This window comes from Pseudomonas sp. 9.3L (assembly GCF_058536285.1).
Map to the genome: position 1 here is coordinate 3232408 of NZ_JBZUBK010000001.1, position 16862 is coordinate 3249269.

General features: G+C 57.0%; 11 protein-coding genes and 5 pseudogenes. 6 read left to right on the forward strand and 10 right to left on the reverse strand.

The features are described 5' to 3' along the window. Positions 1 to 136 precede the first annotated feature (136 nt). From AC4LE2_RS14870 to AC4LE2_RS14890, 5 genes and pseudogenes are all read right to left on the reverse strand, one after another. Positions 137 to 574, reverse strand: a complete 438-nt coding sequence (locus AC4LE2_RS14870; RefSeq protein ID WP_491826490.1) for an acyl-CoA thioesterase — start codon at positions 572 to 574, stop codon at positions 137 to 139. 2 nt (positions 575 to 576) lie between these two features. Beyond that, positions 577 to 1485: a beta-keto acid cleavage family enzyme gene (locus AC4LE2_RS14875; RefSeq protein WP_491826491.1), complete on the reverse strand. Its 909-nt coding sequence runs from the start codon at positions 1483 to 1485 to the stop codon at positions 577 to 579. Positions 1486 to 1576: 91 nt separating this feature from the next. Further along, complete coding sequence (locus tag AC4LE2_RS14880; protein ID WP_491826492.1) at positions 1577 to 2557, reverse strand: 3-hydroxyacyl-CoA dehydrogenase NAD-binding domain-containing protein; 981 nt, start codon at positions 2555 to 2557, stop codon at positions 1577 to 1579. A 680-nt stretch (positions 2558 to 3237) separates the two neighbouring features. Next, a pseudogene (locus AC4LE2_RS14885) lies at positions 3238 to 4320 on the reverse strand (NAD(P)/FAD-dependent oxidoreductase); the annotation flags it as partial. After that, positions 4317 to 4871 (reverse strand): annotated as a pseudogene (locus AC4LE2_RS14890) (aldehyde dehydrogenase family protein); the annotation flags it as partial. The pseudogenes AC4LE2_RS14890 and AC4LE2_RS14885, both read right to left, overlap by 4 nt. A 166-nt stretch (positions 4872 to 5037) precedes the next feature. Here AC4LE2_RS14890 and AC4LE2_RS14895 point away from each other — a divergent pair. Next, a complete protein-coding gene (locus tag AC4LE2_RS14895; RefSeq protein ID WP_491826493.1) occupies positions 5038 to 5241 on the forward strand; it encodes a hypothetical protein in 204 nt (67 codons plus the stop codon). Positions 5242 to 5987: 746 nt separating this feature from the next. Here AC4LE2_RS14895 and AC4LE2_RS14900 read toward each other — a convergent pair. From AC4LE2_RS14900 to AC4LE2_RS14920, 5 genes are all read right to left on the reverse strand, one after another. Beyond that, positions 5988 to 7022 carry a proline racemase family protein gene (locus AC4LE2_RS14900; protein WP_491826494.1) on the reverse strand — a complete coding sequence of 345 codons (1035 nt, stop codon included), beginning with the start codon at positions 7020 to 7022 and terminating at the stop codon, positions 5988 to 5990. Positions 7023 to 7097: 75 nt separating this feature from the next. Then, the gene (locus tag AC4LE2_RS14905) at positions 7098 to 8777 is read right to left on the reverse strand and encodes an ABC transporter ATP-binding protein (protein WP_491826495.1); all 1680 of its coding nucleotides are present in this window, start codon (positions 8775 to 8777) and stop codon (positions 7098 to 7100) included. 4 nt (positions 8778 to 8781) lie between these two features. Then, a complete protein-coding gene (locus tag AC4LE2_RS14910; protein ID WP_491826496.1) occupies positions 8782 to 9609 on the reverse strand; it encodes an ABC transporter permease in 828 nt (275 codons plus the stop codon). A gap of 5 nt (positions 9610 to 9614) precedes the next feature. After that, positions 9615 to 10571 (reverse strand): ABC transporter permease, encoded by a 957-nt coding sequence (locus tag AC4LE2_RS14915; protein WP_491826497.1) that lies wholly within the window; start codon positions 10569 to 10571, stop codon positions 9615 to 9617. Positions 10572 to 10704: 133 nt separating this feature from the next. After that, the gene (locus tag AC4LE2_RS14920; RefSeq protein ID WP_491826498.1) at positions 10705 to 12300 is read right to left on the reverse strand and encodes an ABC transporter substrate-binding protein; all 1596 of its coding nucleotides are present in this window, start codon (positions 12298 to 12300) and stop codon (positions 10705 to 10707) included. A gap of 180 nt (positions 12301 to 12480) precedes the next feature. Between AC4LE2_RS14920 and AC4LE2_RS14925 the strand changes: the two genes are divergently transcribed. The 5 genes and pseudogenes from AC4LE2_RS14925 to AC4LE2_RS14945 form a co-directional block, all read left to right on the forward strand. Next, positions 12481 to 13455, forward strand: coding sequence for a GlxA family transcriptional regulator (locus AC4LE2_RS14925; protein ID WP_491826499.1), 975 nt, complete (start codon positions 12481 to 12483; stop codon positions 13453 to 13455). Between the two features lie 107 nt (positions 13456 to 13562). Continuing rightward, a pseudogene (locus tag AC4LE2_RS14930) lies at positions 13563 to 14428 on the forward strand (IS3 family transposase); the annotation flags it as partial. Between the two features lie 289 nt (positions 14429 to 14717). Beyond that, positions 14718 to 15803, forward strand: coding sequence for an IS110 family RNA-guided transposase (locus AC4LE2_RS14935; RefSeq protein ID WP_491826500.1), 1086 nt, complete (start codon positions 14718 to 14720; stop codon positions 15801 to 15803). A gap of 16 nt (positions 15804 to 15819) precedes the next feature. Next, positions 15820 to 15972, forward strand: a pseudogene (locus AC4LE2_RS14940) (IS3 family transposase); the annotation flags it as partial. Between the two features lie 51 nt (positions 15973 to 16023). Then, a pseudogene (locus AC4LE2_RS14945) lies at positions 16024 to 16377 on the forward strand (DUF932 domain-containing protein); the annotation flags it as partial. Between the last annotated feature and the right edge of the window lie 485 nt (positions 16378 to 16862).

Here is a 16862-nt window from a genome sequence, read left to right on the forward strand (position 1 = left end):
GATTACGCCCTCACTTTTTTCAATTTGCGGGCGCGTTGCCCGCTTATATAGGGAGCAGTGGTCCATACGGACTTCAATCAACTGGGACATAGGCGCTTTTATCGATGAGCGTCGTGCTCTGCGCGCTGGCTGTCTTTTACTGTGCGCCAGCCTCCAAGGCCGGAATTAGGGCTTGGAGGCAACCGCGGACCGCTTCCGGAATCGCATGGCTGGCGCGGGTTCCGCTATCAAAAAATACTTCCACCACATCACAGGTTGCCAGCAGCCTCTCATGCAATGGTTCATGCATCTCCAGGCGTAACGTGACTGACTTGGAACCGATGCGAGAGACGACGGCATGTAGGTCAACGATGGTCCCTACCGATGCTTCGGCAATAAATGCGGTGGTCATCTGCGCAGTAACTGGGAAAACGCGCGATGCTTGATCGGCATTAAGACGCACCTCGCAGCGCGACCAGAAAATAAACACCGCATCATCGAAGAAGGCCGCGTAATGACGTGTATTCATGTGCCCATAGTGGTCGCAGTGCCATGGGTGAATGACTGCGGAACTAAGCAGGGTTGATTTACCCATACTTACATACCGCCACGGGGCGCTAGACCCAATATTTCCCGCGCTTCGTCTGGAGTCGCAACGTCGCAACCTAAGTCACGGATGATGCGGCACGCTCGCTCGACTAATTGCGCGTTGGTAGCAAATACCCCACGTTCCAAGTAGATGTTGTCTTCGAGGCCCACGCGGCAATGACCGCCCATGACGGTCGACAAGGCAACCATCGGCATTTGGAAACGCGACACTCCAAATGCTCCCCACAGCGCGTTCGCAGGCAGCAGGTCTTTCATATACGAAAGTGTTTTGGCGTCGGCCGGCGCCGACCATTTCACCCCGAGGCACAGCTGGAACAATGGCGGAGCATCGATATGGCCGTCCTCCATGAGCTTGCACGCAAGCAAGATATCGCCAGGGTTAAAAACTTCGATTTCCGGCTTGGCCCCGGCCTCCTTGATGAGGTCGCCCATGTCGCGCAACTTACCCGGTGTGTTCATGAACACACAGTCGGGAGCACCGGCGATACCTCCCTCCAGGTTCATGGTGGTGACATCTAACGTGCAAATTTCAGGACGATTTTCAAACACGTGACCCACACGCTCTTGAGCGGTGCCGACATCGGTGCTCGGATGAGCCAAGGCTTCGTTGTGCAACTCAGGAACGAACGTGCCGCCCATGCCCGTAGTGAGGTTGATGATCACCTCAGTGTTTTCGGCTCGGATGCGCTCGACGATTTCACGGAAAATCGATGGGGAGCGATCGCCCAGGCCGGTGTCAGGATTGCGGCCGTGAATATGTACCGAAGCGGCCCCTGCCTTGGCGGCGTCCAGGCAAGCCCGGGCGATTTGCTCGGGATTGATAGGATAGTCTGGGTACTTGGGGTTGAGCGGGCCATCGCCGGTCACGGCGCATGTCAATATCACTTTGCGTTTCATGATTACCTCTTGATGGGTTCCGAGCATTGAAGGGATGCGCTGTCGCATTGAAGGGATGCGCTGTCGCATAGAACGCAGCGCCGCCGGCTAATCAGTTACTGATGGGCGCGGGCTTGACGGCATCGACCGCTTTCATCGCGCTCAAGATCGCCACCAGTTTGTCGTCGCGCTCTTGACGAATCTGTGCATAGTCACGCCCGGCAATTTCTTCGTTCAACTCGGCGACCAGCCTGTCGATGGTTTGAGCGTCCAACTGCGGCTTGCCCAGGTCACCCCACCAGGTGTGGTAGCTGTCCTTGAACTGCTCGCAATAGGCCCGCAAGCCGCCCTCGCCACCGCCAAGATTGAGTAACAGATGCGGGCCCATGACCGCCCAGCGCAGCCCCGGGCCGGCACTGACCGCAGTGTCGACGTCCTTTAGGCTGGCCACACCTTCGGCCACGAGGTGAATCGCCTCGCGCCACAACGCTGCCTGCAAACGGTTGGCGACATGGGCAATTACCTCGCGTTTCAGCGTGATGACGGTCTTGCCGCAGCTTTCATAGAACGCTGTAGCGCCGGGCAACACTTCAGCTGCGGTGCGCTCATTTCCATACAGCTCCACTAGGGGAATCAGATGTGGTGGATTGAAAGGGTGCGCGATGATGATGCGACTGGGGTTATGCCAGTGCGACTGCAGGTCTGAGAGCTTCAAGCCCGAGGAGCTGGTAGCGACGATCGCCGCCGGCTTCAGTAACGGTTCCATTTGCGCATACAGCGCCTGTTTGGCAGGCAGGCGCTCAGGAATGTTTTCTTGTACGAAATCTGCGTCGCCGACGGCGTCGGCCAAGTTGTCGAATACCTGCCAATGCACAACGGTGGCTTCTGTGGCGAGGCCCAGTTGAATGAGGGTTGGTTTGACCGAGTCCCAGAACTGCGCCATCAACTCGGCAGCCTCCGGGCGGGTATCAAACATATTGACCTTGCGGCCAGAAGCGGCAAAAAGTGCTGCCCAGCTGCAACCAATCAAACCAGCGCCAATCACTGCAACCTTTGGGAAAGCTAAATTTTTCTGTGGAACGAGCAGGTCCATGAAGCGTCTCCGTCACCGAATATTCTGATATCTGATCAGATATATCCAAGCTAGCGACTGCTTCCGTTTTTGGCAAGGGAAGCTTTATCCGTCTGACGAAAAAGTCGTTTTTTGAACGATTTGTCGTTTTTGGAATAAGGTCAACGCTTGAATCGACCCTTCAATCAAGTTCTTCGGCAAATTCTACCGGCGGGCCGATATTAGTTGCTGAAACTTGAGTTTTTATGACCAGCATAGCAATACCACGCGGCAGTTTCCGTGAATTCATCGTGTCCTCAATTGGGCTTACAATCAAAAGGCAAATTTATATAGCGCGGTAGGTACGTCGATAACCCAACTGCAACTCAGGCTACAAGCAGGTCTAATCAGTTTCGATTCGTATGGGATTGGTAAGTTATTCTTCGAGACCTGAGGTGAGAATGCGCAATGGGCAGCAGATACGTGAAATCTTAGCTACTAATCGATAAGAAGTGGATAAGGCAATGTTGCTAGCTTGATATCGAATCTGAATCGATACGACGCTCAGATCCCGGTTGGAAGAAACACTCTTCCACTCCATCCCGGTCTCGGAGGGGTGGAAAAAACAGACCCTGAGCGAAGCGACATGCACTGGCAAGCAGGAGCTGCCACGCTTCAGTCAAAACCACCGCTTGATGCTCTGAACGCTTACCTGGATGGTTGAGCCGCCCTGCCCAGCTGAATTCGATGGGCGTCCCCTTCAGCTCGGGAAACCGCGCATCCAGGGAGATGCGTTGCTCTTTCGCCACGCCAGCCACCCGCTCGGGCGATACCTTGATGCTGGGGTCGTAGGTGAACTTTGTCCGAATGACAATACGCGCACCTTCCTCCGTAGTGATCTTGCGAACCGTCGCTCCCATCGGGTCGGCTGGGAGCAAAGCCCAACGAGGTTGCCCGGAGACTTCGCGCCCAAAGCTACTGTGCTGGTACGCGGCGGTCATGGATGCGTAAGTGAAGACATGCAGCAACCGTCCCTGGAAATGACCGAAATCCTCCACATGTCCATTGACGGCCAAAATGACTTTTGGCGCATTGATGCTGCCCTTTGCGGACTTAGCGACCCAGCCACTACCCACCTGAGAGAGCTCGACAATGGGCGAGCGCTCATAGAGAGTGATTTTCCCCAACAAGCCCTGGGCCAGATCCTGAATGTACTGAGCCGGCTGAATCATTACCGCGCCGGGGGTATAGAGCCCGCCGTGGTAGTAATTTGTCCCGGTGATTTCACGCATCTGTGCAGCATCGAACAGCTCGAAACGCTCTCCTATCCCGCCGAGCGACGCAGCGTACTTCGCGTTGAGCTTGAGCCCCCGTTCAGACGCCGCTGCGTTGATCTTTCCGGAGGGGTCGAAGGTCTGCGCCGACATGCCGTACTCTTCGGCGGCCAGCGCTGCGAACTTGATCGCGAATCTATTTTGCTCGATCTCCAGCGCCGTTGCCGACTCTCCCGCCACCGAATACTCGCCGGAAGACAGGCTGTGCGGCACATCGATCATGAAACCTGAATTGCGTCCCGCCGGCCCTTTCGCCACCTTATGAGCATCGACAACGACAATGGAGTCCTCGGGCCTGAGTTGGGAAAGTCGGCGGGCAGCTGACAAACCGGCAAATCCCGCACCGATGATCAGCCAATCCGCCGTCACATTCCCATCAAACAATTGGACGGGAGCCACTCGTGAAGAGATGGCTTCCCAGCCTGAAACACCGGTATCTACCGGCAGACGCTTGATGGTGTGAGTGCTCATTTTACGGTCTCGTCCACCGACCGATCAGACACATCGATCCAGATAGTCTTGATTTCAGTGTATTGGTCGTGGGCGAAGACTGACTTGTCACGCCCGCCAAAACCGGACTCCTTGTAGCCACCGAACGGCGTGGAAGCATCGCCTTCGCCAAAGCAGTTGACGGTGACGATCCCGGCACGAATTTCCCGCGCCAGCTTGATCGCACGGCGCAGGCTACCGGTGTAGACAGATGCAGCGAGGCCATAGGCCGTGTCATTGGCCATGGCGACAGCCTCGGACAGCGAACTGAAGGTGGACACTGAGAGAATCGGGCCGAAGATTTCCTCTTAGAACAGACGGCTGTCTCGATCCACTCCGTCAATCACGGTAGGTTGCACAAAGGCGTCATCCTGGGTGTCACCCCCGTAGACCGCGGCGAGCCTGGACTCGGCGGCGTACTCCAGGTAGGACTTGACCTTGGCGAAGTGGTCGCTGCTTACCAGCGCACCCACGCGGTTCTGCGGATCGAGCGGATCGCCCATTTTCCATTCGCGCAGGTAAGCCATCAGCCTTCCCCATTTCCAAAAACGCTTCCGCGATTTCTTCGGCGCCGCGCCTGGCAGCTATCGAGTTGCCTATGAGCGGCGGCGCCGATAAACATAAAAAAGACAAGGAGAAGTATTCGTGTCGACGCTTGCCTCATACGCAATCCCAGGCCAAGGGCGGGTGTCTAAAGCTATGTCTGATAAGCAGCGCAAGTTCATCACCAAACTGGCGGTGCTGATCTCGGGTGGGATGCTGATCGTTGGATTTATTGTCGGCGGCAAGGGCATTGTCATGCCGGCTATTATCCAACAGCTGGACCTTTCTCTGACCTGGGAGAGATTGATCGGCGCATCCGCCTTGCTGGGAATCTTAATTTGCGGCCCATTGGGCGGTTAGGCGACCTCACCTTGGTATCAGCGACATCAGCGGCCATCCCCGAAATGCAGAAAGGCCATGGCGCGGTTCGATGGCGCGGGGCCTTCGATCCAGTAGCTGTGTTAATTAGGAATGGTCAGTCTAAATGGCTGCATAGCGGACTAGTATCAGTCTCTCCAACGCGCCTTTCTGTCCATCTACTGCAGCGTCCCTGGACGCCAAAGGTCGGACCAATTAGATAAAGCCTCGTCCATGAACATAGGACGGTGAACATAATCATTCGTTTTCGGCCTACTGAATCATGCCATATCGGCTTTCTAGAGACTTATGAATATGTGTCGCTCACTTATTGAATCCTAATTAGCTTTCGTCGGTCGGCTTAAGCTTTAGGCGGCTATTAACGACGATGGTGAAAGATCGATTCTTCGAGGCTGTGCACGTGTTAAATTCTAAAATGTCTTTTTTGCTCGCAGCTACTCGAAATCTAAGCCCAGAATCTTCTTTTTCAAAGTACAGATTACAATGTGCGTACTTTTCTGTGGTGAACACCATGGCCGACTGTTTTCAACAGAATCGGCCGAAAGCAGACCTCAAGCATTGATGAGGCTGATCTCTGAAATTACGCCGAGCAGACAGCCGCCCGCTCGGCGCTACAGTTAAGTACGTCGGTGCTCATTGAGAGGGCCTGAATACTGACTATCAAGGGCTGACAGGCAATGGCTACCAGAAGTTTTCTAGCGCGGACCTTTGCAGCACGCATTCAGAATTTACTTGATATGAATGGCCTCGGCCCCCCAAGCATCCGGTAGGGCAAAGCCCCTTGAGAATGGATCAGTCGGGTCGAGCGACAATTGGCTCATGCCATAGGTCCAGCAGCGGCCGCTGACGTTGGGCAGCACGGCGGGTTTGCCGCCCACTTCGGTCAGGCCCAGGAGCTTGACCTGGAACTCGCTGTCGATGATCGAGCGCGTGATGAACTGCTCGCCCACCTGCACTTCCCCCCGTGCATGCAACACCGAGAGAATCGCCGAGCTGCCGGTGCCACAAGGCGAACGATCCACACGACCCGGCCACAAGGTGCAGCAGGTGCGCACCGAGCTGTCGGCCTGACGCTGGGCGAAAATTGCATAGGCGATATGGTCGATGGAGGGCACATCAGGGTGCTTTACGCTGAACGCCTCGTTGGCCGCGCGCTTAATGACCATGCCCGCCTCCACCAGATCAGCGGTGTAATCCGGGGTGATTTCGATGCCCAGTTGCTCAACGAACACCACGGCGTAGAACACGCCGCCAAAAGCGATATCGAGTTTGACCTCTCCCCAGCGCTCGGTATGCACCACCTGATCCAGCGCTTCGACATAGGCCGGAATCATGTCCAGCGAGACCCGCACGCATTTGCCGTCGTGGCATTCGGCATGTGCAGTGACGATGCCTGCCGGCGCTTCAAGGCGCAGCGTGGTCAGCGGCTCGTGCATTTCAAGCATGCCGGTTTCCAGCAGCGCGGTGGCGACGCACATGGTATTGGCGCCTGACATCGGGTGCGCTTCATCAGCCTGCAGCACGATGAAACCGGCGTCGGCGGTCGGGTCGCACGGCGGAATCATCAGGTTCACCGTCTGATTCACCGCACCCCGAGGTTCCAGGCAGACAAAACGGCGCAGGCTGTCATTCTCGTGATTAATGTAGTCCATCTTGGCCATCATAGTGTTGCCGGGAATGTCATAAATGCCCGAAAGGATGACTTTGCCAACCTCCCCCTCACAATGAACATCCAGAAGCTGCAGTGTTTTCTTCCAACGCATAACGATACCCCTACTGATGTGTAAGCAAATGTGGGCCGGGCTTGAATGCCTAAGCCGTGATTTGAGGACTGCGGATCAGGTAAACTCATACGATTTTTTTTTCGCGTCGCCCCCTTTGAGGTCATTGAGAAGTGGCGATCGTGCTTCCAGATGCCGGGTCAGCCAGTCGGGGTCCATCTGCGGGACCGATGACAGCAGTAGCTCGGTGTAAGGGTGATAAGGCGGTGCGAAGACCTTCTCCTTGAGCCCTACATCGACCACCTGACCGTGGCGCATGACGATGACGTCGTCGGCGATGGCGTTGACCGTGGCTAGATCGTGGGTGATGAACAGGTAGGTCAGGTTCAGCTCCTGTTGCAGGCGATCAAGCAGTTTCAGGATGCCTTCGGCTACCAACTGATCCAGCGCCGAGGTGATCTCGTCGCAGATGATGAAACGCGGGTTGGCCGCCAGTGCCCGGGCGATGCCAATGCGCTGTTTCTGGCCGCCTGATAGTTCCGTGGGCAGGCGGTTGTAATAGATGTCCGGGTCCAGCTCGATCAGGGTCAGCAGTTCGCGCACACGGGCCTTTTTCTGCTCGCCCTTGAGGCCGAGATAAAACTGCACTGGGCGACCGATGATGTCCGAAATGCGCTTCTTGGGATTCAGGGCGGTGTCGGCCATCTGGTAGATCATCTGTATCTCGCGCAACTGCTCTTTGCTGCGTTTGCTCACGCGGTTGGGCAATGCCCGACCGTTGTACGACACCACCCCTTGGGATGGCGCAAGCAGCCCGGCGATGCAACGTGCGGTCGTGGATTTCCCGGAGCCGGATTCCCCCACTACCGCCACTGTTCTGCCCGGATGTATGTCGAACGTCACGTCCTTGAGCACTGGCACCGACAAGCCACCATAGGACGCGGTGACGTGATCGATTCGAATGATTGGAGTCAGTCCGGGCAACACCGGCGCCTTGGGCGTGTTCCGGTGGGTACGCACGGCCCACAGCGAGCGGGTATAGGCCTCTCGCGGCGCGCTCAGCATGGTCCGAGTGTCAGCCTGCTCAACCTCGCGGCCGTGACGCAGCACCTTGATGGTGTCGGCCATTTGCGCGACCACGGCCAGGTCATGGGTGATGTAGATCGCGGCTACGCCGAACTGCCTGACCACGTCGCGGATGGTCGCGATCACTTCCACCTGAGTGGTGACGTCGAGCGCCGTGGTCGGTTCGTCGAATATAATCAGGTCGGGTTTGCAGAGCATAGCCATGGCGGTCATGGCCCGCTGCAACTGGCCGCCGGACAGCTGATGAGGGTAGCGAAAGCCGATGTCCTGAGGATTGGGCAGGCGCAGTTTTTCATACAGCCTGACCGCTTCGCGCGAGGCTTCGTCCCGACTCATCAACCCGTGCAGCACCGCGGTTTCGCAGCACTGGTCGATCAGGCGATGCGCCGGGTTGAAGTTGGCGGCCGCCGATTGCGCGACATAGGCAATGCGAGTGCCGCGCAGCGCCTGCCGCTGTTTTTCGCTGGCGCGCATCAGATCGATGCCGTCGAAAATTATCGATCCTTCGGCAATACGGCACCCGTCCCGGCTGTAGCCCATAGCGGCCAGGCCGACGGTCGATTTGCCAGCACCGGACTCGCCGATCAGCCCCAAGATCTCGCCGCGGCGCAAGGTCAGGTCAACGCTGTGAACGATCCTCGACCAGCCTTCCTCGCCTCGCGCTTCGATGCACAGGCCGTTGATCTGCAGCAATGTTTCGTTGTGGGTCATGGCGTTATCCCCTAGCAGCGCTGGTGCGGTTGAGTAGCCAGTCGGCCACGAAATTGACCGCGACGGTCAGCAAGGCAATGGCGAAAGCCGGCACCAGAGGAGTCACTTCTCCGAATGAGATCAGGTTGGCGCTGTCACGGACCATCGAGCCCCAGTCAGCGGTGGGCGGTTGTACGCCCAGCCCCAAAAAGCTCAAGGACGAAATCAGCAGGAACACGTAGCAAAACCGCAGGCCGAACTCGGCGGTCAGCGGCGCCGTGATGTTGGGCAGCACCTCGCTGAAGATCAGGTAAGGAAGCTTTTCGCCGCGCAGCCGGGAGGCCTCGATGTAGTCCATGGCCACCACGTTGATCGCTGCCGCTCGCGAGATCCGGTATACCCGTGTCGAGTCGAGCAAGGCGATGATCAGGATCATGTTGAGAATCGAGGCGCCGAAAATTGTCAGCAGCAACAGCGCAAAAATCAGCTGCGGGATCGCCATCAGCACGTCGACCACCCGTCCCAATACGCTGTCAAGCCAGCCCCCGAGAGTGGCGGACAAAATCCCAGTGACGCTGCCCACCGAGAACGCTAGTACAGTGGTGAGCATGGCGATGCCGACGGTGTTGCGCGCGCCGTAGATCAGCCGCGAAAACATGTCTCGGCCCAGGTTATCAGTGCCCAGGATGAACCCGGCACCCCAGGGCTCATAGACGCTGCCAACGATCTCGCGCTCGCCATGGGGGGCTAGCACGTCCGCAAACACAGCGACCAGCACGTAAATCGCAATCACCAGCATGCCGAGCCACGCGCTCCAGGAGACACTGCGCAGGCGTTTTTTCCAGGTCTTCATGGTGTTCACTCCTGATGTATCAAACGAGGGTTGCAGACGGTCGAGAGCACGTCAGCCAACAGGTTGAGCAGGATGTATGTGATGGCGAATACCATGCTGCAAGCCTGCACGACGGCGATGTCGCGCTTGGACACCGAGTCCACTAGCAACTGGCCAAGCCCCGGATAGGCGAAGACCACCTCGACGATGACCACCCCGACCACCAGGTACGCCAGGTTCAGGGCGATGACGTTGAACACGATCCCCAGCGCATTGGGCAATGCATGCCGGACCACCACGCGCAGGGCTCCGACGCCTTTGAGCCGGGCCATCTCTATGTACGGCGAACCGAGTAGGTTGATCAGCGCCGCCCGGGTCATGCGCATCATGTGAGCGGTCACCACCATGGTCATGGTCAGGGCCGGAAGAAAAGTCCGGTAGGCTTTTTCGGTGAGGCTCATGTCCGGCGAAACGCTGGAGATGGAGGGAAACCAGCCGCTTTGCGCAAGCAGGAAAACCAGGATGTAGGCCACGAAGAATTCCGGGTAGGAAATCGCCGTGAGTGTCGAGACACTGGCCACCCGGTCGAACACCGAGTTGCGGTACAGCGCTGCCATAATCCCCAGCCCCAGTGCCAGCGGCACCGAGATGAGTGCTGACATCCCTGCCAGGAACAGCGTGTTGCTCAGCCGTGCGCCAATCAGTTCGGAGATCTCCCGGCCGTTGGCCAGAGAGGTTCCGAAATCGCCAGTGAGGGTGTGGGCCAACCAGACGAAGTAGCGTTCAACCGGCGGTTTGTCGAGGCCCAACTGCGTGCGGTAAGCGGCGACGCTTTCCGGTGTGGCCGACTGGCCGAGCATTTGCTGCGCTAGATCGCCAGGGAGCATCGAGACGCCGGAAAAGATGATCGCAGAGATGACGAATACTGTTACCAAGCCCAGTAATAATCGGCCCATAACCAACTTGGGTAAGAGGGTGCGCATAGGATCAAGCCCTTTATAATTTTTACTATTGGCAGATTCACAGTGTGCTGATTATTCAGGACAGCGCTCTTGAACGGGCTGTCTTAAATCTTTCTTATTATTGAAGAGTGGTGCGTGTCCGCTCAGGGCAGCCTCAGGCTTGCCACCAGCGCTTGAGAAAATGCCCGCCGTCCATGTCCCAGCCACCGCCGATCTGAGTGGACGTAGCGACCTTGCTGGACAGCCCCTGGATCAGGTTGGCGAACGCCGGAATGATCGACCCACCCTCTTCGCTGATCAGCACCTGAACGTCGTGGTACATCTGCTTGCGCTTATCCTCGTCCAGTTCGCTGCGCGCCGAGATGATCAGGTTGTCGAGCTTGTCGTTGCGAAAATGCCCCTCGTTCCATGCTGCGTTCGACAGATAGCCCAGCGACAGAATCAGGTCTTCGTTGGCTCGCGATCCCCAATTGCTCGCAATGAACGGTTTCTTCAACCAGACGTTGGACCAGTAGCCGTCGTTTGGCTCCTTGACCACATTGATTTTGATCCCGGCCTTGGCCGCGTTGGCCTGGAACAGCACACCGCCGTCCACTGCTCCCAGGTAGGCGCCATCGGCGCAGTGATAGTCGACGCTGAGCGAATCCAGCCCGGCCTGTTTGAGGTAGAACCGGGCTTTCTCGGGGTCGTATTCGCGCTGCGGAATATCGCTGGCGTGGTAGCGGAAAGTCGGGCCGATGGGTTGGTCGTTGCCGATCTGGCCGTAACCGTGCAGCACCTTGTCGAGGAACTCCTTGCGATCGATAGCGTGCTTGAGTGCCAGGCGCACGTTGGGGTCTTTGAAGGGGGTGATATCCGAGAACATCGGCATCGAGTAATGGGTACGGCTGGGTACATCGAGTACGCGCACATTGGGCTTGCGTTTGAGCAGCCCAATGGTCTTGCCGTCTAGGCGATTGATCACATCGACCTCGCCAGTCAGCAGTGCGCTCATGCGGGCATTGTCATCGCTGATGGCGAGGAATTCGGCACTGTCGAAAAAGCCGAAATCTGATTGCCAGGCGTTGGGGTTGCGCTTAAGTAACGCACGAATGCCGGGTTCGAATTTCTCCAGCACATAAAGGCCGGTGCCGATGCCGGAGGCCCAGTCCGGCTTACCGTCCTTGGCCGGGGCGATGTTCAGGTGATAGTCGGTCAACACTGATGGAAAGTCGGCGTTACCGCTTTTCAATTCGAACACTACCACGTCACTGCCATCGGCCTTGATGGTGCTTACCCCTTCTACCAGCGCCTTGGCACCAGACTTGGAGTTCTCTCCGCGGTGGTCATTGATCGAGACGATTACGTCTTCAGGCGTCAGAGGTTTGCCGTTGCTGAACTGCGCGCCTTTGCGCAGGGTGAAGCGCCAGATTTTGGCTGCGCTGTCGGTTTCCCAGCTTTGTGCCAAGGCGGGTTTGATACTGTTGTCCTGGCCCAGCTCGGTGAGGTTGTCGCGAACCGAGAAGCCTACTGAAATCATGAAGGTATCGCTGAAGGTGGTCGGGTCCAGTGAGTCAGAGGTCGAGCCGCCAGCAAGCCCTGCCTTCAAATGTCCACCACGGTTGGGAGGGACGGCCGCAAAAATAGTTGAGGTCCACAGTGAAGAACCTGCGGCCAGGGACGCACCGAGCACCGTAGCGCCTTGCAGGAATTTACGTCGGGTAGTGGTCAGATCGATGAGTGAGTTTTCGCAAGGAGGCAACGTCTTCATGTTAATGTTCACCTGGGTGGGGGCTGGCCTCAGATTATTCTTGACACTGGCACGTTAATAGTAAAAAACGGACAACTATAGGTAGATTTGTACCCAGGGGCGGCCACGTTGTTTACTACTTCGGATGAGCTTGAAACACTGTTAAGACCACGCAAATCTGTCCCCGCTATCGAGCCTGCGTTGAAAGTCGGCATCCTGGTGACGCCGGATTTCACTCTGTCGCCCCTGGCGCTGTTCACCGACTGCCTGCGCCATGCGGCCGACGAGTCGGATTTCGGTCGACAGATCTATTGCGAATGGGCCTTGCTGTCGCACAACTGGGACGCGATTCCTTCTAGCTGTGGCTATGAGGTCAAACCGCAGCGGCTCTACCGCGAGCCTGAGTACTACGACTACATCACGGTGATCGGCGGGCCCATTCACTCCGAAAAGGGCATTCCCGGCGAGTTGCTAGACTACCTGCGTCTGGCCCACGCGCGAGACGTGAAACTGATCGGCCTGTGCACCGGTTCGTTTGTGCTCGCCGAAGCAGGCCTGCTGGAGGGCCGGCGTTGCGCCGTGCACTTTTCGCTGGATCAGATCCTGCAAAAACGCTACCCCAACGTTCGGCCGATGCAGGGCTTACCTATGGTGCGTGACGGCAACATCCTGACCTGTCCCGGCGGCATCGCATCGGTGGAGGCGGCCAAGGAAATCGTGCTGCGTCACTGCGGCGTGTCCCGCGCCAAGAAGGCTATGGACTACTTGGTATCCGGTACCGATCACAGCACGTTCGCCATCGCCAAGCTGCACCCGCTAGAAGAAATGGCCCTCAACGCGACGGACCGGCGCATTGTGCGCGCCGTGACCATCATGCGCGAGCGCATCTACGTGCACCTGAGCGTCAAAGCGCTGGCACGACTGATCGGCTGCACGGAAAAACAGCTGACCCGCATTTTCGTCGCCAACCTGAACATTTCACCTTCGGTGTTCTGGCGCGAATTGCGTCTGGATCACGCACATTGGCTGGTGCAGAACAGCGATCGCTCGGTGTCGCAGATTGCCTACGAGTGTGGGTTCTCGGACAGCACCCACTTCTGCAAGACCTTCAAGACCAAATACTCCGTCTTGCCGTCCAGGCTAAGACGCCAGCAGCGGGAGATCGGCTTGTATTGAGGGGGTGTAGGTGGCGGACTGATCTCCCCTCGCCACCTTGCGTTGTAGTGGTCTAATGAAACCGGACACTCATTTAGGCGAGAATGCTCGTCAGAACGAGATGTTAGATGACCAAACAACGCCGTACCTTTTCCCCTGAATTCAAACGCGAGGCTGCCGACCTCGTTCTCAAGCAGAATTACAGCTTCATTGAAGCCAGCCGCTCGCTTGGTGTCGGCGAGTCGGCTTTGCGCCGGGGGGTCGACCAAGTGCAGCAAGAACGCACGGGCGTCACCCCGCAGAGCAAAGCGCTGACCCCGGAGCAGCAAAAAATCCAGGAGTTGGAAGCTCGGATTGCTCGCCTCGAACGCGAGAAATCAATATTAAAAAAGGCTACCGCGCTCTTGATGTCGGAAGATCTCGAGCGTTCGCGCTGATTGACCAGTTGAGCATCCACGAGCCGGTAGATTGGCTGTGCAAGGTGTTTGAAGTGACCTGCTCGTGCTACTACGCTCGGCGTCTGAGGCGCCGCACACCGGATGTAGAACGCCTTCGATTGCGCAGTCGAGTGAACGAGTTGTTCACCCAAGGCCGGAGTGCTCCCGGTAGCCGTAGCATCATGACCATGATGCAGGGCGACGGCGAGCAGATCGGGCGATTCAAGGTACGCAGCCTGATGCGCGAGCTGGAGTTGGTGAGCAAACAACCGGGATCGCATGCTTACAAAAAGGCGACGGTCGAGCGGCCCGACATTCCTAATATTTTGAACCGGGAGTTTGATGTGCCCGCTCCTGACCATGTCTGGTGTGGCGATATCACTTACATCTGGGCTCAAGGGAAATGGCAGTATCTGGCGGTTGTGCTAGATCTTTTTGTCCGCCGTGTTGTGGGCTGGGCGTTGTCGGGAAAGCCGGATGCGGACGTGGTCATCAAGGCCTTGGACATGGCTTGCGAGCAGCGAGGGGAGCCTCAAGGATTGCTGTTCCACTCCGACAGTAAGAATGTGATCGCCAGTGTTTCCGGATGACCTGACGTGCACAGCGACGGATCAGTAAGGGGTGATCTGGTGTCGTGAGGTGCCCTGGTTGGCCTGACCCACACTCCGATTGACCTCGTGTCTTTCCCTGGACCTGTCGGCCAGCCGGGAGCGCTGCACGTCGAGGTTTCCGCCTCGCCGATACCTGTGACCCTAGAAGGGCCTGACGTTACGTCTCTTTACTGTCTTGTCCATGTAATCGGTTCGGGTGGATTGGTTTGTGATTCCAAAGTTGGAGCACCCAGCCATGAGTGATATTAAGACCGAAGGCGTTCGCAAGTGTGTTGTAGGCGGTGTGGATACCCACAAAGACCTACATGTAGCAGCAGTTGTAGACGACCTTGATCGCGTTCTAGCCAGCGCGTGCTTTGCGACGACACGGCATGGCTACAAACAAATGCTGACGTGGATGCGCTCATTCGGCGAGCTCACACGGGTGGGCATTGAATGCACTGGAACATATGGGGCTGGGCTGCTGCGTTACCTGGAGCACGCCAAGATATCTGTTCTTGAAGTGACAGCCCCCGATAGAAGCGATAGGCACAAACGCGGCAAGGACGACACGCTGGATGCCTGTAATGCAGCCCATGCGGCCTTCGCAGGTATTCGAACAGTCACACCCAAGAAGCGAGACGGGATGGTCGAGTCGCTGCGCGTCCTCAAAGTTTGCCGCAAAACAGCGATCCAGGCTCGTCGCGTCACATTGCAACTTATCCACAACACCATCGTCAGCGCACCAGATGAGCTTCGTGAGCAATTACGCAGTCTGACGCGAATGCAGTTGATTCGAATGCTGGCCGCGTGGCGTCCAGATCTGTCTGATTACCGTCAGTTGGCTTCTGCTTACCGCATAGCTCTAAAAACACTGGGCAGGCGTTATCTGGAGCTGCACGATGAGATAGCAGATCTGGATGTGATGATCGCAGGCTTGGTTGACGAGCTTGCGCCAGAACTGGTTTCACGCAATGCGATCGGCTACGAGACAGCCGCCCAGCTTCTACTGACAGCTGGAGACAACAGTGATCGCTTTCGCTCGGAATCTAGCTTCGCCGCCCTTTGTGGCGTCAGCCCCGTCCAGGCATCTTCAGGAAAGGTCAACCGCCATCGCCTAAATCGATGTGGTGATCGTGCTGCCAATAGCGCATTGCACATCATCGCAATCGGACGCCTGAGGACAGACGTTCGAACCCAGACTTATGTTGCCAAGCGTATCGCTGAGGGCCATTCAAAGCTTGAGGCGATTCGCTGCCTTAAGCGTTATATCGCGCGCGAGGTTTACGGCATCATCCAAAGTCGAAACCTGACCATCAATCAAAGCACGATCTCCACTTGACGCTTAGAAAGGCGTCCAAGGCTCGCAATATGCAAGCCGGTTATTTCGCCAACGGTTGTGGCGATACCGCATAAACCAAAGCATGAGTCGCCGGGGAAATTGTTGGAATAATGCGCCGATGGAGCGGGTGTTCAGGAGCCTGAAAACCGAGTGGATACCGACCATGGGCTCAGGCCAAGAAAAAACTTAACGTCGTGTCCGGGATTAGTAGACCACTACAGAGTTCATGTACGAGATGCGGATGCTCGCTGAGCGCAAAGTATCGAGTAAGGAAGCGAAGCGCTTCTTCAACCAGGTACTGAGCGTCACGAGCACCGACGCGACTGCGTCGGCAAGGCAAACCAATCGCCATGCAATCTCCAAAGCCCATAGCCTTTATGACGGCCGGGGTAAGGGTGCTGAACTCGCTTCGGCGAAGGGAACGGCCTGGGGCTTGCTGAACGCCGTGACAGAATTTGTAGACCATGAGAAGCGCGCACGCTCTGCAGATTACAGAATGGATTCGGCTTGGTTTGGCCAAGGCGCGATGCTCAAACAAAGGGCGCTTCACGGGGCCCTTAGCCTAGTCGCATAAAAAATGCTGAAAACCACACCATCGCCCGTTCCGTATGGAGCGGGCGTTATACCCTTCCCAACCGAAAAACAACTTCACTCTCGAGGACACCCGACATGTCGAAGCTCAAGCTTGCCTGTGCGCTACTCGCATTCATCATCGCGCTGTGGTCTGCCACCGCAGTTATAGCTGTAAGATCAACCTGGCCGTGGCCGTATTCTGCATTGCGGTAGCCATCGCGTTCCTGAATACCCTCTGGGATGCCAACGTGCGCAGTCGCCCAGGCGCGTGCGAATTCTCTGGCTGAATGGCACTCGCGGCCATACTCAGCACGGCGCAACGCAAAACAGAAATGGGGGATTGAGTGGGGGATTATCAAACTGCAGAAACCAAAAAGCCCCGCGTTGCGGGGCTCTTAGGACACATAATGGCGGAGAGATAGGGATTTGAACCCTAGGTACTGTTGCCAGTACAACGGATTTCGAATCCGTTTTCACCCTAAATAA